Source organism: Pseudomonas cedrina subsp. cedrina, from assembly GCF_001983175.1.
Classification (GTDB): Bacteria; Pseudomonadota; Gammaproteobacteria; order Pseudomonadales; family Pseudomonadaceae; genus Aquipseudomonas; species Aquipseudomonas cedrina.
The window spans coordinates 234,947-254,383 of record NZ_MNPW01000005.1 but is presented as its reverse complement, the minus strand read 5'-3'; the positions used below and the strand labels follow the sequence as shown (position 1 = coordinate 254,383).

The window sequence follows — 19,437 nt, the reverse complement described above, 5'->3', positions numbered from 1 at the left end:
TGAGCAAACCGGCGCTCAGTATATCGACGCGAAACCAATGTGGGAGCGGGCTTGCCCGCGATTGCAGTGTATCAGTCGACATATTTGCAAACTGACACGCCGCCATCGCGGGCAAGCCCGCTCCCACAGAGGGGTATTGCAGTGTTTAGTCGAGAGCTTTCCAGATCTCGGTGGCGTATTCGCGGATTGTCCGGTCCGAGCTGAACCAGCCCATCCGCGCCGTATTCAGCACCGCCGAGCGCCACCAGGCCTTGGAGTCATGCCAATGCGCTTCGACCTTGGCCTGGGCGTCCCAGTACGAATCGAAGTCGGCACACACCAGGAACCGGTCGTAGTCGATCAGCCCGTCGATCAACCCCACGTAGCGACCCGGATCATCCGGCGAGAACACCCCGCCACGGATCGCTTGCAGCACATCGTTGAGGCGATGCGACGCCGCGATATCCGGCCCGGCACTGAACTCACCGGCCTGTTTGCGGGCTTCCACCTGCTGCGCGCTCAGGCCGAAGATAAACATGTGCTCGGCGCCGACACGCTCGTGCATTTCCACGTTGGCGCCGTCCATGGTGCCGATGGTCAGCGCGCCGTTGAGGCCGAACTTCATGTTGCTGGTGCCCGACGCTTCAAAGCCGGCGGTGGAGATCTGCTCCGACAAGTCCGCCGCCGGAATGATGCTTTCCGCCAGGCTGACGTTGTAGTTGGGCAGGAACACCACCTTGAGCAAACCACGCACGGTCGGGTCGTTGTTGACGGTGCGCGCGATATCGTTGGTCAGCTTGATGATCAGCTTGGCCTGGTGATAACTCGCCGCCGCCTTGCCGGCGAAGATCTTCACGCGCGGCACCCAGTCGACCTCAGGCTCGGCACGGATCGCCTGGTACAGCGCCACGGTGTGCAGCAAGTTGAGCAACTGGCGCTTGTATTCGTGGATCCGCTTGACCTGCACGTCGAACATCGCCGCCGGGTTCACCGAAATGCCCAGGCGCTCGTGGATGATCTCGGCCAGCGCGCGTTTGCTGTGCAGGCGCTGATCGGCGAAGGCTTTGCGGAACGTTTGCTTCTCGGCAAAGGTTTCCAGCTCGCTCAGGCGGGTTTCCATGGTGTCGAGGATGTCCGGGCCCAATGCCTCCACCAGCATCGAGGTGAGCTTGGGGTTGGCCTGGTACAACCAGCGACGGAAGGTGATGCCGTTGGTTTTGTTGTTGATGCGCTCCGGGTACAGCTTGTGCAATTCGGAGAACACCGTGCTGCGCATCAGCTGGGTGTGCAGACCGGACACGCCGTTGACGCTGTGGGAACCGAGGAACGCCAGGTTGCCCATACGCACGCGACGGCCGTTGTCTTCTTCGATCAGCGATACCGCGCGCAGTACGTCGAAATCGTGCACACCCTTGGCGCGCAGCGAGTCGATGTGCTGGGCGTTGATCAGGTAGATGATCTGCATGTGCCGCGGCAACATGCGCTCCATCAGCCCGACCGGCCAGGTTTCCAGGGCTTCGGGCAACAGGGTGTGGTTGGTGTAGGAAAGCGTTTCGACGGTGACGTCCCATGCGGCTTCCCACGGGATGTCGTGCAGGTCAACCAATTGACGCATCAGCTCGGCCACCGCGATGGACGGGTGGGTGTCGTTGAGCTGGATCGCCGCGTGTTCGCCCAGGCTCAGCACCGAGCCGTGCATGTTCTTGTGGCGACGCAGCAGATCTTGCAGGGAGGCCGCGACGAAGAAGTATTCCTGGCGCAGGCGCAGTTCCTGCCCCGCTTCCGTGCTGTCAGCCGGGTACAGCACGCGCGAGATGCTCTCGGCGCGCGCCACTTCGGCGACGGCGCCCAGGTGGTCACCGGCGTTGAAGCGTTCCAGGTGCAGGTCTTCGACCGCCCGTGCGCGCCACAGGCGCAAGGTATTGACGCTGGCGCCGCGCCAGCCGACCACCGGGGTGTCGTAGGCAACGGCACGTACCGTTTCGCTGGGCGTCCACACCTGGATCAGCTTGCCGGAAGCGTCCGGCAGGGTTTCGACGCTGCCGCCAAAACCGATCGGGTAAATCACTTCGGCCCGCTCGAACTCCCACGGGTTGCCGAAATCCAGCCAGCGTTCGGTCTGCTCCTGTTGCCAGCCATCGACAATCGCCTGGCGGAACAAGCCGTGCTCATACCGAATGCCGTAGCCGTGACCGGCAATGCCCAGTGTCGACATGCTTTCCATAAAGCAGGCAGCCAAGCGCCCCAGGCCACCGTTGCCAAGCGCCGCATCGGGCTCCAGCAGGCGGATGCGCTCAAGGTCCACGCCCAACTCGGACAGCGCGTCGCGTGCGATCTCGAGCACGCCGAGATTGCTCAGGCTGTCATAGAGCAGGCGGCCGATGAGGAATTCCAGGGAAAGGTAATAGACCCGTTTCTGGCCTTTGCGGTAAATACGCCGCGTATGGTCCATCCAGTGGTCGACCATCTGGTCGCGGGCGGCCAAGGCAATGGCTTCGAACCAGTCATGGTCGAAGGCGTGATCCGGGTCCTTGCCCACCGCATAGGTGAGCTTGGTCAAGACGGCATCGCGGAACGCGGCTACCTCTGCTTCTCGTGCAAGTGGTTCCTGAGACATCAAATGCGACCTCGGGCGAGATAGAAGGAGTTGCTAGAGCCTAGACGCTCTGACACACGGCGTAGGCGCTGGTTCGTCAGTTTTTTAACTCATTCACTGTTGAAAGGATTAGATGCAGGGGTCGTGCCCGATCTCCGGCAAAGATGAAATCTTGAAAATATTGTTCAAAAAATCATCAATCCCGGTATGATCGCGCGCCCGGACACCGCCCCACCCTGGAACCCTGATGAAGCCTCAATTGATCGCCGCCGCGGAACTCGACCGTCTCGAGACCTGGCAGAAATATTCCGCCCACATGTGCGGCGGCTGCGTGTCCAGCTGCTGCACGCTGCCGGTCGAAGTGAAGATCAAGGACCTGATCCGCATTGGCATCGTTGATGAGTTCGAGCGCGGCGACCCGCCGAAGAACATCGCCAAGCGCTTGCAGAAGGAAGGCATCGTCGAGCGCTACAATTCCAAGTCCGAGATTTTTACTCTGCAGCGCATGAGCAACAACGACTGCTTGTACCTGGATCGCAAGACGCGCTTCTGCACCATTTACGACAAGCGCCCGGATACTTGCCGCAATCACCCGAAGATCGGGCCGCGGCCGGGGTATTGCGCGTATAAGCCCAAGGAAGTGGTGCGCGAGACCAAGTTCAAGACGCTCGATAAGTTCTGATCCAGATTTTTGCAGGGTTCTTGAGGGCCCTATCGCAGGCAAGCCAGCTCCCACAGTTGGAATGCATTCCCCTGTGGGAGCCGGGCTTGCCCGCGATGGAGCCAGCACAGTCACTACAAATCCTGCAGGCATAAAAAAACGCCCCCGGCCTTTCGACCGGGGGCGTTTTTCATTCAGCCTGAGTTAACTCAGTTCTTGGCTTTCTTGGCAGCGCGGGTACGCTCGCCTTCGTCCAGGATCTTCTTACGCAGGCGGATCGACTTAGGCGTAACTTCGCACAGCTCGTCGTCCTGGATGAATTCCAGGGCTTGTTCCAGGGTGAACTTCACCGGTGGAACCAGAGCGATGGTTTCGTCTTTGCCCGAAGCACGCATGTTGTCGAGCTTCTTGCCTTTGGTTGGGTTCACACCCATGTCGTTGTCACGGCTGTTCAAGCCAACGATCTGACCGTTGTAGATCTCTTGACCGTGCTCAACGAACAGCTTGCCACGCGCCTGGAGGGTTTCCAGGGAGTAGGTCAGCGCCTTGCCGGTTTCTACCGAGACCAGAACACCGTTCTGACGGCCGGACATGTCGCCGGACTTCATGGTGTCGTAGCGATCGAAGATCGAGGTCAGGATGCCAGCACCGTTGGTCAGGGTCAGGAACTGGTTACGGAAACCGATCAGACCGCGAGCAGGGATGTTGTATTCCAGACGTACACGGCCTTTGCCATCCGGCACCATGTTGGTCAGGTCGCCGCGACGCAGGCCCATTTCTTCCATGACCTTGCCCTGGGATTCTTCCGGGGTGTCGATGGTCACGTCTTCAAACGGTTCCTGCTTCACGCCGTCAACCTGACGGATGATCACTTCCGGACGACCAACGCCCATTTCGAAGCCTTCGCGACGCATGGTTTCGATCAGTACCGAGAGGTGCAGCTCACCACGGCCGGAGACCTTGAACTTGTCGGCGGTATCGCCTTCTTCAACGCGCAGGGCAACGTTGTACAGCAGCTCTTTGTCCAGACGTTCCTTGATGTTACGGGAAGTCACGAACTTGCCTTCTTTACCGCAGAATGGCGAGTCGTTTACCTGGAAGGTCATGGAAACGGTCGGCTCGTCGACGGTCAGAGGCTTCATCGCCTCGACGGTGTCCGGCTGGCACAGGGTGTCGGAGATGAACAGCGAGTCCATACCGCTCACGCACACGATGTCGCCGGCGAAAGCTTCTTCAACGTCGATGCGGTGCAGACCGTGGTGACCCATCAGCTTCAGGATACGACCGTTGCGCTTCTTGCCGTCGGCGCCAATGGCGACAACCGGGGTGTTCGGCTTGACGCTGCCACGGGCAATACGGCCAACGCCGATAACACCCAGGAAGCTGTTGTAGTCCAGTGCCGAGATTTGCATCTGGAACGGGCCTTCACGGTCAACCTTCGGTGGTGGAACGTGGTCAACGATCGCCTGGTACAGCGGGGTCATGTCTTCCGCCATGGCGGTGTGTTCCAGACCGGCAATGCCGTTCAGGGCCGAGGCGTAGATCACCTGGAAATCAAGTTGCTCTTCAGTGGCGCCGAGGTTGTCGAACAGGTCGAAGATCTGGTCCAGAACCCAGTCCGGACGCGCGCCTGGACGGTCAACCTTGTTGATGCACACGATCGGACGCAGGCCGGCTTCGAAAGCCTTCTTGGTCACGAAACGGGTTTGCGGCATAGGGCCGTCTTGAGCGTCAACCAGCAGCAGAACGGAGTCAACCATCGACATTACGCGCTCTACTTCGCCGCCGAAGTCGGCGTGGCCCGGGGTGTCCACGATGTTGATGTGGTAGCCGTTCCAGTTGATAGCGGTGTTCTTGGCCAGGATGGTAATGCCGCGCTCTTTTTCCTGGTCGTTGGAGTCCATCACGCGCTCGTCGTTGAGCTCGTTGCGCTCCAGGGTGCCGGATTGACGCAGGAGTTTGTCTACCAGGGTGGTTTTACCATGGTCAACGTGAGCAATGATGGCGATGTTACGTAGATTTTCGATCACTTGTGTATCTCGATCAGAGGATTCGGTGTGCTGACAGGTCGTGGCAGCGATTTACAGTAGAGTCAGGCCTTGCCGTTACAGCTTTACGGCAGAGTCGGGGGGCCGGTGACGCAGGCCACAGGCAAACAGCCCCGGGCTCTTAGCTCGGTCGATAAACGCGCACATTGGCATGCCCCTCACTGAGCAAATGGTGGGCATGCAGGCGACTCATCACGCCTTTGTCGCAATACAGCAGGTACTGACGGCTGTCATCCAGTTCCTTGAAACGCGCGTTCAATGCATAGAACGGCAGCGTTTGTACGTCGATGCCAGGAATTTCCAGCGGCTCGTCTTCAGCGGCATCCGGGTGACGGATGTCGATGATGATCTGGCCGGCCAGGGCTTCGCTGACTTCTTCGATCTGCACATCCTGGCCCAGCTCGTCGATGACACGATCGATCGGGACCAGTTTGGCGTTCTCGAGCGCACGCTCCAGAATCGCCATGTCGAACTGTTGTTCTTCGTACTCCACGCGGTTGCGCTTGGCGTGGGTCTTGGGGTTCACCGAAATGACCCCGCAATATTCAGGCATGTGCTTGGCAAAGTCGGCGGTGCCGATTTCTTCTGCCAGGTCGATGATGTCCTGTTTATGGCTGGCGATCAGTGGGCGCAGCACCAGTTTTTCGGTCACGCAGTCGATCAGCGACAGGTTCGGCAGCGTCTGGCTGGACACCTGGGAGATCGCTTCACCGGTCACCAGCGCATCGATCTGCAGTTGGTCGGCGATCCGGGACGCGGCGCGCAACATCATACGCTTCAATACCACGCCCATATGACTGTTATCGACTTTGCCGAGAATTTCGCCCAGCACTTCTTCGAACGGTACGCTTACAAATAACACGCGTTGGGAGCTGCCGTACTTCTTCCAGATAAAGTGCGCCACTTCCATCACGCCCAATTCGTGTGCACGCCCGCCCAGGTTGAAGAAGCAGAAGTGGCTCATCAGGCCACGCCGCATGATCTGGTAGGCCGCGACCGTGGAATCGAAACCGCCGGACATCAAGACCAGGGTCTGTTCCAGGGCGCCCAGCGGGTAGCCGCCGATGCTGTTGTGCTGGCTGTGGATCACAAACAACCGTTGGTCGCGAATTTCCATGCGCACTTCAATTTGCGGCGCTTTCAGGGAAATTCCGGCGGCACCGCATTCGCGACGCAGCTTGCTGCCGACGTATTTCTCCACATCCATGGAGCTGAACGGGTGCTTGCCGGCGCGCTTGCAGCGCACTGAAAAAATCTTCCCTTCCAGCTCATTACCGAAGTGCTGTTTACACTTTTCGGTGATGTCGTCGAAGTCACCCAGCGGGTACTCGTCTACTTGCAGGAAATGCGCGATACCCGGCATGCAGCTCAGGCGCTCGGTCATGTCCTTCAAGGCTTTGACGTCGGTCAGGCGGGTTTCCAGCTCGAGGTTGTCCCACACGCCATTCACCACCACAGCCGGGTCCAGATCGCGGAGCACGGCACGGATGTTCTTGGCCAACTGACGGATGAAACGCATCCGTACCGGTCGGCTCTTGATGGTGATTTCGGGGAAGACTTTAACGATTAATTTCATGGAAACAGCGCGTGCCGGACCTGCCGAAAAAGGGGGGCGCGGATTATAGCGGAAATCGCTCAAGGTTTAACCAGTTAATATGCACAGCAACCATCGCGCACTAAAGCAGTGCATTTGCAGGTAGTCGCGCCACATTGCAGTGCGCTATTTTTTGGCTTTTGTCGCAATGCACCTTTATAGGGTCGCTTTTGGAGCACAAAACCCATGTTGGCGCACTGGCATGCAATTTGCTCTCTTGTGAGGCAGGTTGCCATGGCGGACTATCCGCGCCGGCATCACCCAAATTCTAAGGGCTAACTCCACTACCCCAGCCCGAAGCCACCCGGAGGACACTATGTCGAAGTCGGTTCAACTCATCAAAGATCATGACGTCAAATGGATTGATCTGCGCTTCACGGACACCAAAGGCACTCAGCACCACGTGACCATGCCGGCTCGCGATGCGCTGGATGATGCGTTCTTCGAAGAAGGCAAAATGTTCGACGGTTCCTCCATTGCCGGCTGGAAAGGCATCGAAGCCTCCGACATGATCCTGATGCCGGACGACAGCACTGCCGTGCTGGACCCGTTCACCGAAGAGCCGACCCTGATCCTGGTGTGCGACGTCATCGAGCCGTCGACCATGCAAGGCTACGACCGCGACCCACGTGCGATCGCCAAGCGTGCCGAGGAATACCTGAAGTCGACCGGTATCGGCGACACCGTATTCGTAGGCCCGGAGCCAGAGTTCTTCATTTTTGACCAGGTGAAGTTCAAGTCCGACATCTCCGGCTCCATGTTCAAGATCTACTCCGAACAAGGTTCGTGGATGTCCGATCAGGACGTGGAAGGCGGCAACCATGGCCACCGTCCAGGTATCAAAGGCGGCTACTTCCCGGTTCCACCGTTCGACCATGACCACGAAATCCGTACCTCCATGTGCAACGCCATGGAAGACATGGGCCTGGTCATCGAAGTGCATCACCACGAAGTGGCGACTGCCGGCCAGAACGAAATCGGTGTGAAGTTCAACACCCTGGTCGCCAAGGCTGACGAAGTCCAGACCCTGAAGTACTGCGTACACAACACTGCCGTTGCCTACGGCCGTACCGCGACCTTCATGCCTAAGCCACTGTACGGCGATAACGGCTCGGGTATGCACGTTCACCTGTCCATCGCCAAAGATGGCAAGAACACCTTCGCCGGCGAAGGTTATGCCGGCCTGTCCGACACCGCCCTGTACTTCATCGGCGGCATCATCAAGCACGGTAAGGCCCTGAACGGCTTCACCAACCCGTCGACCAACTCCTACAAGCGTCTGGTCCCAGGTTTCGAAGCGCCGGTAATGCTGGCCTACTCGGCGCGCAACCGCTCTGCCTCGATCCGTATTCCTTACGTGTCCAGCCCGCGCGCTCGCCGTATCGAAGCACGCTTCCCGGACCCGGCGGCCAACCCATACCTGGCCTTCGCTGCCCTGGTCATGGCCGGCCTGGACGGCATCCAGAACAAGATCCACCCAGGCGACGCCGCCGACAAAAACTTGTACGACCTGCCGCCTGAAGAGGCCAAAGAGATCCCACAAGTGTGCGGCAGCCTGAAAGAAGCCCTGGAAGAGCTGGACAAGGGCCGTGCGTTCCTGACCAAAGGCGGCGTGTTCAGCGACGACTTCATCGATGCCTACATCGAGCTGAAAAGCGCAGAAGAAATCAAGGTTCGCACTTTCGTACACCCACTGGAATACGAGCTGTACTACAGCTGCTGATCCGGTAGCGCTGCTTAAGGTGGCGTGATGCGAAAAGACCTCCCTCGGGAGGTCTTTTTTTGCCTGGGAATTGTCAGGTGGCTGCTTGGCGGTCGAGCATGCGGCTGACCATCAGCGTGCCCATGGCGCTCAATTGGTGAATGGCCAGCGCGACATCGCGGTGCTTGCCGTCCAGGTCTTCGGACAGGCCCAGCAACAGGGTGCTGACCGAGGAGAAGGTTTCGAAGCTGTTGATCATCAGGGCTTCGTCGTCGATATCGGCGGCGATGGTGAAGACGGATGGGGGTGGATTTGGGGTTGGCTTGAACATGTCTTAACTTCCTCGAATGAGGCCGCCATCGACTCGCTACTAAACGATTAGGTGGCAGCTGTCCGCAGGTTAGTAGACCGGGGAAGTTAAGCAAAAACCGGCGCATCCGAAGATGCCCTGCACACAGCCGCCATAAAGAACGGTGCGGTACACGCTTAACTTGACCCTCAGGCTACTAAACCTGATCGCTGATGAGCAGCGACCGAGCAACCTTAGAGACGACAAGCCAGCCGTACAAGCCGGCGGATTCTGGCGCACCTGTAGGCAAGCACGCAAGTTAAGGTAGCCTCTGACTGACACACTGCCCAATCTGCAAACCCAATCAAAAATGTGGGAGCTGGCTTGCCTGCGATGGCATCAGCTGGGTATACCTGATGTACCGAGTTGCCTGCATCGCAGGCAAGCCAGCTCCCACAGGAGATCCGCTTTGAAACATCGACTTGTGTTCGCTTTGTTATTTGTCAGCGCCAGTGCGAGCGCTGCGCCGCCCACCCTTGAGCCGCTGCTCAACAGCATCGCCGAACGCCTGGAGATCGCCGACCAGGTTGCCCTGAGCAAATGGGACAGCCACAAGCCCGTAGAGGACAAGAAGCGCGAGCAGGAGGTGATCGCCAGTGTCGTTGCCCAGGCACCGAGCTACAAACTGGACCCCGCCGCCGCCGAGCAGTTTTTTTCGGCGCAGATCGAGGCGAACAAACTGGTGCAGTACACCCATCTGTCCGACTGGCAGTTCCAGGGCAAGGCGCCTGATGATCCGCGCCCGGACCTGGTGAAGCAGATTCGTCCGCAACTGGACCAACTGCAAAAAAGCCTGCTGCAGCAACTGGCGGACTTCACCCCGCAGCGCACCGACCCGCAATGCCCCAAGTGGCTGGCCGAAGCGGTGCATGAACCGCTGAATGACCCGCTGCGGCAGTTGGCGATGATCCGCGCCACGGCCGAACTCTGCATCTTCAAAGGCTAAATCTGCAAACCCGATCAAACACTGTGGGAGCTGGCTTGCCTGCGATAGCGGCTTTGAACGTGCCGCCGCTATCGCAGGCAAGCCAGCTCCCACACTGACCGCAACCTTCCTGGCGATTCAATGCAATTCTTGCTTCCTGAACGCCCCTCAAAAAAAAGCACTATATTGGTGCGCAAGCCTGCACCCTTCCCACCGACTCACACCATTTTGGTTCGAAACTTCCCGCCAAGGCTGGCAGAACGCCACAGTTTCGCGCTTAAAACCCCTATTTCAGCGCCTTTGCGCTTCTTTTCGGAGCCTTGGTTTGGTTTTTGCATTTTCCTTGTATCAGCGTGTGCCTCAAGCCCGCGCCTTGCTCCAAAAGAGGTCCTGATGACCATCAGCGATGCACTGCACCGTTTGTTACTCGACAACCTGACCACCGCGACCATCCTGCTCAACGACGACCTGCGCCTTGAGTACATGAACCCGGCGGCGGAGATGCTCCTGGCCATCAGCGGCCAGCGCAGCCATGGGCAGTTCATCAGCGAATTGTTCACCGAGTCGGCCGAGGCCTTGAGTTCCTTGCGCCAGGCCGTGGAGCAGGCTCACCCGTTCACCAAGCGCGAAGCGATGCTCACCGCCCTCACCGGCCAGACGCTGACCGTCGACTACGCCGTGACCCCGATCCTGAGCAATGGCGCGACCCTGCTGCTGCTCGAAGTGCATCCCCGCGACCGCCTGCTGCGCATCACCAAGGAAGAGGCGCAGCTGTCCAAGCAGGAAACCAGCAAGATGCTGGTGCGCGGCCTGGCCCATGAGATCAAGAACCCGCTGGGCGGCATTCGTGGCGCGGCGCAGTTGCTGGCCCGCGAGCTGCCGGAAGAGCACCTCAAGGACTACACCAACGTCATCATCGAAGAGGCCGACCGCCTGCGTAACCTGGTGGACCGCATGCTCGGCTCCAACAAGCTGCCGTCCCTGGCGATGACCAACGTTCACGAGGTGCTGGAGCGTGTTTGTCAACTGGTCGAGGCTGAAAGCCAGGGTTGCATCACCCTGGTGCGCGATTACGACCCGAGCATTCCCGACGTGTTGATCGACCGCGAGCAGATGATCCAGGCGGTGCTCAATATCGTGCGCAACGCCATGCAGGCCATCAGCAGCCAGAACGAGCTGCGCCTGGGCCGCATCAGCCTGCGCACCCGCGCCCTGCGCCAATTCACCATTGGCCATGTGCGCCATCGCCTGGTGACCAAGGTCGAGATCATCGACAACGGCCCCGGCATTCCTGCGGAACTGCAGGAAACCATTTTCTTTCCCATGGTCAGCGGCCGCCCGGACGGTACCGGGCTGGGCCTGGCCATTACCCAGAACATCATCAGCCAGCATCAGGGCCTGATCGAATGTGAGAGCCACCCTGGCCACACCACGTTCTCGATCTTCCTGCCATTGGAACAAGGAGCCCCCTCGACATGAGCCGTAGTGAAACTGTCTGGATCGTTGACGACGACCGTTCTATCCGCTGGGTCCTGGAGAAAGCCTTGCAACAGGAAGGCATGACCACCCAGAGCTTCGACAGCGCCGACGGGGTGATGAGCCGCCTGGCGCGCCAGCAGCCCGACGTGATCATCTCCGACATCCGCATGCCCGGCGCCAGCGGCCTCGACCTGTTGGCGCGGATCCGTGAGCAGCACCCGCGCCTGCCGGTGATCATCATGACCGCGCACTCGGACCTGGACAGCGCTGTCGCGTCCTATCAGGGCGGGGCCTTTGAGTACCTGCCCAAGCCGTTCGACGTGGACGAGGCGGTGGCGCTGGTCAAGCGCGCCAACCAGCACGCCCAGGAACAGCAGAACCAGCAAGCCCCACCGGCACTGACCCGCACGCCGGAAATCATCGGTGAAGCGCCGGCGATGCAGGAAGTGTTTCGCGCCATCGGGCGTTTGAGCCATTCCAACATCACGGTGCTGATCAACGGCGAGTCGGGCACCGGCAAAGAACTGGTCGCTCACGCCCTGCACCGTCACAGTCCACGGGCGGCCTCGCCGTTCATTGCACTGAACATGGCGGCGATTCCGAAGGACTTGATGGAGTCCGAGCTGTTCGGCCATGAAAAAGGCGCGTTCACCGGCGCGGCCAACCTGCGTCGCGGCCGCTTTGAGCAGGCCGACGGTGGCACGCTGTTCCTCGATGAAATCGGCGACATGCCGGCCGACACCCAGACGCGCCTGCTGCGGGTGCTGGCGGACGGCGAGTTCTACCGCGTGGGCGGGCATACGCCGGTCAAGGTCGACGTGCGCATCATCGCGGCGACCCACCAGAACCTGGAAACCCTGGTGCACGCGGGCAAGTTCCGTGAGGACTTGTTCCACCGTCTCAACGTGATCCGCATCCATATTCCGCGTATGTCGGACCGCCGCGAAGACATCCCGACCCTCGCCCGCCACTTCCTCAGCCGCGCCGCTCTGGAGCTGGCCGTGGAGCCTAAGCTGCTCAAGAGTGAGACCGAGGAATACCTCAAGAACCTGCCATGGCCGGGTAACGTGCGTCAGCTGGAAAACACCTGCCGCTGGATTACCGTGATGGCCTCCGGGCGCGAAGTGCACATCAGCGATCTGCCGCCGGAGCTGTTGAGCCTGCCACAAGACTCGGCACCGGTGACCAACTGGGAGCAGGCGCTGCGCCAATGGGCTGACCAGGCCCTGGCACGCGGCCAGTCGAGCCTTTTGGACAGCGCCGTGCCGGCGTTCGAGCGGATCATGATCGAAACCGCCCTCAAGCACACCGCCGGGCGCCGCCGCGATGCCGCCGTGCTGCTGGGCTGGGGCCGCAATACCCTGACGCGCAAGATCAAGGAGTTGGGGATGAAGGTTGATGGTGGGGATGATGATGAGGGGGATGAGGGCTGAGGGCTGATTCCCAACCCTTGATCCACTGAAGATCCAATGTGGGAGCCGGGCTTGCCCGCGATGGCGAAGTGTCAGTCACCCGATGTGTAGCTGACCCACCGCTTTCGCAGGCAAGCCAGCTCCCACATTTGGTTTTGTTCCGGGACGAAGAATATGCACCGCTTCAATGCACCATGAACCGGCATTGGGCACGGGTCCAAGGCCTGAAACCTGAGCTTCGCCCAGAAAAACCTTAAAGCCAAAACCACCAAAGCCCCGTATTCCGGGGCTTAGTGCTTTCTGCAAGATTCTTTTGGGACGATCCAACAACTCTGGCACGCACCCTGCAATAACCCCAGTACCACCCAGTTTCGGGGACCTTGGTACAGGCAGGCCGAGAATCCCCTCTTTAACACCGAAGCCTTAAGGCTTCACCCCGTTTTGGGAGCCCTGGTACAGGCAGGCCGGGAACTCCCTCTTTTATTGCTCCTGGAGATGGATCTCCAACCGCCAGCGGCCATCGACCGCCTCCCCACTCCACACTCCGTGCAAGGGCCGAGCCGCCACCAGGTTCAGCAACAGGCCCGCATCGGTCTTGCGCACACGCCAGTTCACGTCCTTTTCATTGACCTTGAGTTGCCCACCGGCAGCCTGGCCTTGCGCGTCGAACAGCAGCGCCACGGTGCCGTCGATGTGCTCGCCGTGCAGCTTGGGCTCGCTGTTGAACCACACCACCACGCCGTCCGCTGCGGTTTCGACCTGTTGCAGCTCGACCGGGTCGGGGGTGGTCAGGCGGCCGATCATCAGGCCGACCATGAGGCCGACAATCGCCAATGAACCCATGACCCTCGGCAATAGCTTCGGCCTCGGGTCTTCTTCAGGGGTAGAATGCAGCGCATCTTTGCCTTCGGAGCCGTGCATGTTTCACGTCATCCTTTTTCAACCAGAAATTCCGCCGAACACCGGCAACGTTATCAGGCTGTGCGCCAACAGTGGCTGCCACCTGCATTTGATCGAGCCCCTGGGCTTCGACATGGACGACAAGCGCCTGCGCCGCGCCGGGCTGGACTACCACGAGTACGCCACCCTCAAGCGCCATGCCGATTTGGCCAGCTGCCTGGAAAGCCTGGGGCACCCACGCTTGTTCGCATTCACCACCAAGGGTTCGCGGCCGTTCCATGATGCCAGCTTTGCCGAGGGCGACGCGTTTCTGTTTGGCCCGGAAAGTCGCGGCTTGCCGGCCGAGGTGCTTGATGCATTGCCTGATGGGCATCGCCTGCGCTTGCCGATGCGCGAGGGTTGCCGCAGCTTGAACTTATCGAACACCGTAGCCGTTGCCGTCTATGAAGGCTGGCGCCAACTCGGTTTTAAATAACACCGCATAACAAATGTGGGAGCGGGCTTGTGTGGGAGCCGGGCTTGCCCGCGATGCAGGCACCTCGGTGTGTCAGGCACACCTCGGTGATGCTATCGCAGGCAAGCCAGCTCCCACACAAGCCCGCTCCCACATTTAGTTCTGCGTCGGGTTCGAGATTACTGAACGGTCGACGAACCTTCACTTTGCATGCGCTGCAGCTCTTGCGCATACAGAGCATCGAAGTTCACCGGAGCCAGCATCAACGCCGGGAACGAGCCACGGGTGACCAGGCTGTCCAGGGTCTCGCGGGCATACGGGAACAGGATGTTCGGGCAGAACGCGCCCAGGGTGTGGCTCATGGACGCTTCGTCCAGACCTTGGATCAGGAAGATACCGGCCTGTTGCACTTCAGCGATGAAGGCCACTTCTTCGCCGTTCTTGACGGTGACCGACAGGGTCAGCACGACTTCGTGGAAGTCGCCTTCCAGGGCTTTCTGGCGGGTGTTCAGGTCCAGCGCAACGCTTGGGGTCCATTCCTGGCGAAAGATGGCCGGGCTTTTCGGCGCTTCGAACGACAGGTCACGCACGTAGATGCGCTGCAGCGAAAACTGTGGGCCTTGAGCTTCTGCTGCTTCGGTATTCTGTTGGTCAGTCATCGCAGATCCTTGTCTATCTTGGGGTCTATAAGGGTTGGGCTTCAGGCGAGCAGCGCATCGAGTTTACCGGCGCGCTCCAAAGCAAACAGGTCATCGCAGCCACCGACATGCTTGTCGCCGATCCAGATTTGCGGGACCGACGTGCGGCCGGCTTTCTGGGCCATTTCGGCACGCACCTGGGGTTTGCCGTCGACCTTGATTTCTTCGAAGGCAACGCCCTTCTTCTCAAGCAGGGCCTTGGCCCGCATGCAGTAAGGGCACCAATCGCTGGAATACACGACAACCTGGCTCATATCACTTCACCAAAGGCAGATTATCGGCGCGCCAGCTGCTGATACCACCGGACAGCTTGGCGGCGGTGAAGCCGGTCTTGAGCATCTCGCGGGCGTGAGTGCCGGCGTGCTGGCCCTGGGCGTCGACCAGGATGATGGTCTTGGCCTTGTGCTTTTCCAGCTCGGCCAGGCGCGCGATCAGCTTGTCCTGCGGAATATTCAGGGCACCGACGATATGGCCGGTGGCAAAATCCTTGGCCGGGCGGATGTCGACGACAACGGCTTCATCCTTGTTGACCAGCGCGGTCAGCTCCGCCGTGCTCAGGCTGCGGCCACCACGGCTCATTTCATGAGCGATCAGCAGCGCGAGCAGGATGACGAAGGCACCCACAAGCAGGTAGTGGGCAGTGGCAAATGCAATCAGGTGATCAACCATCAAGGAGGTTCCAGGGCGTTAAAATGGCGGTAAGTATACACAGCCGCCAGGGGGGGCCAACCCCCGTAAAGCGGTGACGTGGTCGGAACTTCGCTTTAAACTGCCACTCCCTTTTCAATTGTCTTCCTTTATTACCGCCGCGAGAGGATCTATGACTACCACGCCTAAACCTTTGGTCCTGATAATTCTCGATGGCTTCGGACACAGTGAAAGCCACCACGACAACGCGGTATACGCGGCGCGCAAGCCCGTGCTGGACCGCCTGACCGCCACCGTTCCCAACGGCCTGATCTCCGGCTCCGGCATGGACGTGGGCTTGCCGGACGGCCAGATGGGCAACTCGGAAGTCGGCCACATGAATCTGGGCGCCGGACGAGTGGTCTATCAGGACTTCACCCGCGTGACCAAAGCGATCCGCGATGGCGAGTTCTTCGAGAACCCGACCATCTGCGCGGCGGTAGATAAAGCAGTGGCGGCCGGCAAGGCCGTGCACTTCATGGGCCTGTTGTCCGACGGCGGCGTGCACAGCCATCAGGACCACCTGGTGGCCATGGCCGAACTGGCGTTCAAGCGCGGCGCCGACAAGATCTACCTGCACGCCTTCCTCGACGGCCGCGACACCCCGCCGAAAAGCGCGCAATCGTCCATCGAACTGCTCGATACCACCTTCGCCGCCCTGGGCAAGGGCCGCATCGCCAGCATCGTGGGGCGTTACTTCGCCATGGACCGCGACAATCGCTGGGACCGCGTATCCCAGGCCTACAACCTGATCGTCGACGGCCAGGCCGAATTCAACGCCGCCACCGCCCAGGAGGGCCTGGAAGCCGCTTACGCCCGTGGCGAGAGCGACGAGTTCGTCAAAGCCACCACCATCGGCGAGCCGGTGAAGGTTGAAGACGGCGACGCCGTGGTGTTCATGAACTTCCGCGCCGACCGTGCCCGCGAGCTGAGCCGTGTGTTCGTGGAAGACGGCTTCAAGGAATTCGAACGTGCGCGCCAGCCGAAGGTGCAGTACGTCGGCCTGACCCAGTACGCCGCCAGCATTCCGGCCCCGGCCGCGTTTGCAGCCGGCAGCCTGGACAACGTGCTGGGCGACTACCTGGCGAAAAACGGCAAGACCCAACTGCGCATCGCCGAAACCGAGAAATACGCCCACGTGACCTTCTTCTTCTCCGGCGGGCGCGAAGAGCCGTTCCCGGGCGAAGAGCGCATCCTGATCCCGTCGCCGAAAGTCGCCACCTACGATTTGCAACCGGAAATGAGCGCGCCGGAAGTCACCGACAAGATCGTCGACGCCATCGAGCACCAGCGCTTCGACGTCATCGTGGTCAACTACGCCAACGGCGACATGGTCGGCCACAGCGGCAACCTGGAAGCCGCGACCAAGGCAGTGGAATGCCTGGACCTGTGCGTCGGCCGTATCGTTGAAGCCCTGGAAAAAGTTGGCGGCGAAGCGTTGATCACTGCTGACCACGGTAACTGCGAGCAAATGTCCGACGAATCCACCGGCCAGGCCCACACCGCCCACACCACCGAACCGGTGCCGTTCATCTACGTCGGCAAGCGTGATTTCAAGGTGCGCGAAGGCGGGGTGCTGGCGGATGTGGCGCCGACTATGCTGATGTTGCTGGGGCTGGAGAAGCCGGTGGAGATGACGGGGACGTCGATTCTGGTCTGAATATTTCGGGGGTTGCTCAAAGCGAGTGGCCCGTCAATAATGGACCCGAGCGCGAAACCAGTTGCCTCCAGCGGCAATAACTGGCGTAGGAACCCCGTTGATGGCTGGACATCAGCGTAGGGTGAGACCTCCACACCCCCGCTTGAGGGTGTGTATATGAATATCAAGCAGGTACCTTAGGGCAGTTCGAGAGAACTGCCCTTTTCTTTGGCCGTTATAAAAGCTGATAGCGCTTGTAGAGCAGCTCGCCATGACGGTGCTTGTTCAATGCCTTCGCATCGGTCTGCATGAAATTCCATAACACACTGCCTGCCTGGATATTCACGACCACCAGCATTTGTCGCTTGGTTTCATAGGCGCCGATGAACGCCAGCCGAGCCGATCCATTGCTGTACGCAACGCGCCAAATTTCCAAAGGCCCTGTCAACGTATCCACAGCAAATCTTACATATCGCTCTCTGGCATCCTGCCGTTTTTCAACGATATGCCGTAGAGATGACCGCTGGATCAAAATATCTCCCAATGGAGAAGTAATATGAACCTGAGAGCAGGCCGCATCGGTGAGCCCCAGGTTCGAAGCCAAAATTTGCAGTGCATCGGTAATTCCCTCACCCGCAGCCATTTCCTCAAGCGCAGAGGAGCGAAGAGCCCGGTCGAGGCTACGCAGATCGGGCAAACCATAATCCAACCATGTTTGCTGGCCTTTCAACTCATGAATACGGGACATTGCCGGTGGTGCCAACTACCTGACCAGTGGGCCCGAGAGTCTATTCCCGGACGCAACAACCCGTTCAAGCGGAGCATTTCAAAGCGTTTCTTCGATGACGGTTTAACCACTAAACCGCTCGATTAAATCGCCATAAACAGCTTTTTATGACGAACGCCTCAAAGCAGTTGGCTTTGAGGCGTTTTTTTTGCAGCGTGGGCCGGGCATACTAGACCGTCCCTTTCCCTGGTGTCGCCCGCCTCTATGCTTCGCGCCTTGATTACCCTTGCTCTTGTCTGCCTGCTCCAACCGGCGTTTGCCGATGAGCGTGCACAAACCCAACAACAGTTGGACGCTACGCGTCAGGACATTACCGAGCTGAAAAAGCTGCTCGGCAAGCTCCAGGAAGAAAAGTCCGGGGTGCAGAAAGACCTGCGCGGCACGGAAACCGAAATGGGCAAGCTGGAGAAGCAGGTCCAGGAGCTGCAAAAAGAACTAAAGAAGAGCGAGTCGGAACTGGAGCGACTCGACGCTGAGAAAAAAAAACTCCAGAGCGCACGCGTTGAACAGCAACGCTTGATCGCGATCCAGGCCCGTGCCGCCTACCAGAACGGCCGCCAGGAATACCTCAAGCTGCTGCTCAACCAGCAGAACCCCGAGAAATTCGCACGTACCCTGACCTACTACGACTACCTGAGCAAAGCTCGCCTGGAGCAACTCAAAAGCTTCAACGAGACGCTGCGCCAGTTGGTCAACGTCGAGCAGGAAATCGCCAACCAGCAGTCGCAGTTGCAAGACCAGAAGAGCGCCCTCGACACCCAGCGCAACGAATTGGACAAAGTGCGCAAGGAGCGCCAGCTGGCCCTGGCCAAGCTCAATGACGACGTAAAGGCCCGCGATGCCAAGCTGCAGGCCCGCGAGCAGGACCAGGCCGACCTGGCCAAAGTACTCAAGACCATCGAGGAAACCCTGGCGCGCCAGGCACGCGAGGCGGAGGAAGCGCGGCAGAAAGCGCTGATCGCCCAGCAGGAAGCCGAAAAAAAGCGCCAGCGTGAGGCCGAGCTGGCAGCCACCTCGGACGCCCCGGCACCGCGCAAACCGGCGCATGCAGCCCCTGGCCCACTGGTTTCAAGTGCCGGTGAGTCGTTCGGCGGTCCTTTTGCTTCAGCACGCGGCAAACTTCCATGGCCGGTTGATGGTCGATTACTGGCACGCTTTGGTGAAACCCGTGGCGACGACACCCGCGCGAAATGGGATGGGGTGATGATCAGCGCCTCGGCCGGCAGCGCGGTCCACGCCGTGCATGGTGGCCGTGTGGTGTTTGCCGATTGGCTGCGCGGCGCCGGTTTGTTGGTAATTCTCGACCACGGTAATGGCTATTTGAGCCTTTATGGCCACAATCAGACATTACTCAAGTCGGCAGGTGATGTTGTAAAAGCCGGTGAGTCCATCTCCACTGTCGGTAACAGTGGTGGCCAGGAAACTCCGGCGCTGTACTTCGCTATTCGTCAGCAGGGTCGCCCGAGCGATCCCGCACAATGGTGCCGTTCCCAAGGATAGGATCGCATCTACATTAGGAGTTCGTTC

At 59.7% G+C, this 19,437-nt stretch carries 17 protein-coding genes; 8 read left to right on the top strand and 9 right to left on the bottom strand.

Features of this window, described 5'->3' with window-relative positions; genetic code table 11:
- Positions 1-145: 145 nt before the first annotated feature.
- A complete protein-coding gene (locus BLL36_RS12190) occupies positions 146-2,596 on the bottom strand; it encodes a glycogen/starch/alpha-glucan phosphorylase (protein WP_076951668.1) in 2,451 nt (816 codons plus the stop codon).
- Between the two features lie 226 nt (positions 2,597-2,822).
- Between BLL36_RS12190 and BLL36_RS12185 the strand changes: the two genes are divergently transcribed.
- Entirely contained in the window at positions 2,823-3,257 is a 435-nt protein-coding gene (locus BLL36_RS12185; protein ID WP_003171132.1) for a YkgJ family cysteine cluster protein, read from the top strand.
- Positions 3,258-3,445: 188 nt separating this feature from the next.
- On the opposite strand, the gene typA is transcribed toward BLL36_RS12185, so the two are convergent.
- Positions 3,446-5,266: a translational GTPase TypA gene (typA, locus tag BLL36_RS12180; protein ID WP_076951667.1), complete on the bottom strand. Its 1,821-nt coding sequence runs from the start codon at positions 5,264-5,266 to the stop codon at positions 3,446-3,448.
- A 139-nt stretch (positions 5,267-5,405) separates the two neighbouring features.
- Positions 5,406-6,860, bottom strand: coding sequence for a tRNA uracil 4-sulfurtransferase ThiI (gene thiI / locus BLL36_RS12175; RefSeq protein ID WP_076951666.1), 1,455 nt, complete (start codon positions 6,858-6,860; stop codon positions 5,406-5,408).
- Between the two features lie 334 nt (positions 6,861-7,194).
- Between thiI and glnA the strand changes: the two genes are divergently transcribed.
- A complete protein-coding gene (gene glnA / locus BLL36_RS12165) occupies positions 7,195-8,601 on the top strand; it encodes a type I glutamate--ammonia ligase (RefSeq protein ID WP_012721762.1) in 1,407 nt (468 codons plus the stop codon).
- A 73-nt stretch (positions 8,602-8,674) separates the two neighbouring features.
- Here glnA and BLL36_RS12160 read toward each other — a convergent pair whose 3' ends face one another.
- Positions 8,675-8,911 carry a DUF6124 family protein gene (locus BLL36_RS12160; protein ID WP_076951663.1) on the bottom strand — a complete coding sequence of 79 codons (237 nt, stop codon included), beginning with the start codon at positions 8,909-8,911 and terminating at the stop codon, positions 8,675-8,677.
- 427 nt (positions 8,912-9,338) lie between these two features.
- On the opposite strand from BLL36_RS12160, the gene BLL36_RS12155 reads away from it, so the two are divergent.
- The 3 genes from BLL36_RS12155 to ntrC all read left to right on the top strand — a co-directional run bounded on the left by BLL36_RS12155 (position 9,339) and on the right by ntrC (position 12,766).
- Positions 9,339-9,875: a chorismate mutase gene (locus BLL36_RS12155; protein ID WP_231998943.1), complete on the top strand. Its 537-nt coding sequence runs from the start codon at positions 9,339-9,341 to the stop codon at positions 9,873-9,875.
- A 372-nt stretch (positions 9,876-10,247) separates the two neighbouring features.
- A complete protein-coding gene (gene glnL, locus BLL36_RS12150) occupies positions 10,248-11,333 on the top strand; it encodes a nitrogen regulation protein NR(II) (RefSeq protein ID WP_056860661.1) in 1,086 nt (361 codons plus the stop codon).
- A complete protein-coding gene (ntrC, locus tag BLL36_RS12145; RefSeq protein ID WP_076951662.1) occupies positions 11,330-12,766 on the top strand; it encodes a nitrogen regulation protein NR(I) in 1,437 nt (478 codons plus the stop codon). Before glnL ends, ntrC begins: the two co-directional genes overlap by 4 nt.
- Positions 12,767-13,225: 459 nt before the next feature.
- Here ntrC and BLL36_RS12135 read toward each other — a convergent pair whose 3' ends face one another.
- Positions 13,226-13,666 (bottom strand): hypothetical protein, encoded by a 441-nt coding sequence (locus BLL36_RS12135; protein ID WP_076951661.1) that lies wholly within the window; start codon positions 13,664-13,666, stop codon positions 13,226-13,228.
- Between BLL36_RS12135 and BLL36_RS12130 the strand changes: the two genes are divergently transcribed.
- Positions 13,665-14,120 carry a tRNA (cytidine(34)-2'-O)-methyltransferase gene (locus BLL36_RS12130; protein WP_003171120.1) on the top strand — a complete coding sequence of 152 codons (456 nt, stop codon included), beginning with the start codon at positions 13,665-13,667 and terminating at the stop codon, positions 14,118-14,120. The genes BLL36_RS12135 and BLL36_RS12130 overlap by 2 nt on opposite strands.
- Before the next feature lie 158 nt (positions 14,121-14,278).
- Here BLL36_RS12130 and secB read toward each other — a convergent pair whose 3' ends face one another.
- The 3 genes from secB to BLL36_RS12115 are packed head-to-tail and all read right to left on the bottom strand — an operon-like array spanning position 14,279 to position 15,466.
- Positions 14,279-14,758 carry a protein-export chaperone SecB gene (gene secB, locus BLL36_RS12125; RefSeq protein WP_003237490.1) on the bottom strand — a complete coding sequence of 160 codons (480 nt, stop codon included), beginning with the start codon at positions 14,756-14,758 and terminating at the stop codon, positions 14,279-14,281.
- A 41-nt stretch (positions 14,759-14,799) separates the two neighbouring features.
- The gene (gene grxC / locus BLL36_RS12120; RefSeq protein WP_076951660.1) at positions 14,800-15,051 is read right to left on the bottom strand and encodes a glutaredoxin 3; all 252 of its coding nucleotides are present in this window, start codon (positions 15,049-15,051) and stop codon (positions 14,800-14,802) included.
- A gap of 1 nt (position 15,052) precedes the next feature.
- A complete protein-coding gene (locus tag BLL36_RS12115) occupies positions 15,053-15,466 on the bottom strand; it encodes a rhodanese-like domain-containing protein (protein ID WP_076951659.1) in 414 nt (137 codons plus the stop codon).
- Positions 15,467-15,617: 151 nt separating this feature from the next.
- Between BLL36_RS12115 and gpmI the strand changes: the two genes are divergently transcribed.
- Positions 15,618-17,144 (top strand): 2,3-bisphosphoglycerate-independent phosphoglycerate mutase, encoded by a 1,527-nt coding sequence (gene gpmI / locus BLL36_RS12110; RefSeq protein WP_076951658.1) that lies wholly within the window; start codon positions 15,618-15,620, stop codon positions 17,142-17,144.
- A gap of 214 nt (positions 17,145-17,358) precedes the next feature.
- Here gpmI and BLL36_RS12105 read toward each other — a convergent pair whose 3' ends face one another.
- Positions 17,359-17,871 carry a PBECR2 nuclease fold domain-containing protein gene (locus BLL36_RS12105; protein WP_076951657.1) on the bottom strand — a complete coding sequence of 171 codons (513 nt, stop codon included), beginning with the start codon at positions 17,869-17,871 and terminating at the stop codon, positions 17,359-17,361.
- Positions 17,872-18,114: 243 nt separating this feature from the next.
- Here BLL36_RS12105 and BLL36_RS12100 point away from each other — a divergent pair, with 243 nt between their 5' ends.
- A complete protein-coding gene (locus BLL36_RS12100; protein WP_076951656.1) occupies positions 18,115-19,410 on the top strand; it encodes a murein hydrolase activator EnvC family protein in 1,296 nt (431 codons plus the stop codon).
- The last annotated feature ends 27 nt before the right edge of the window (positions 19,411-19,437 follow it).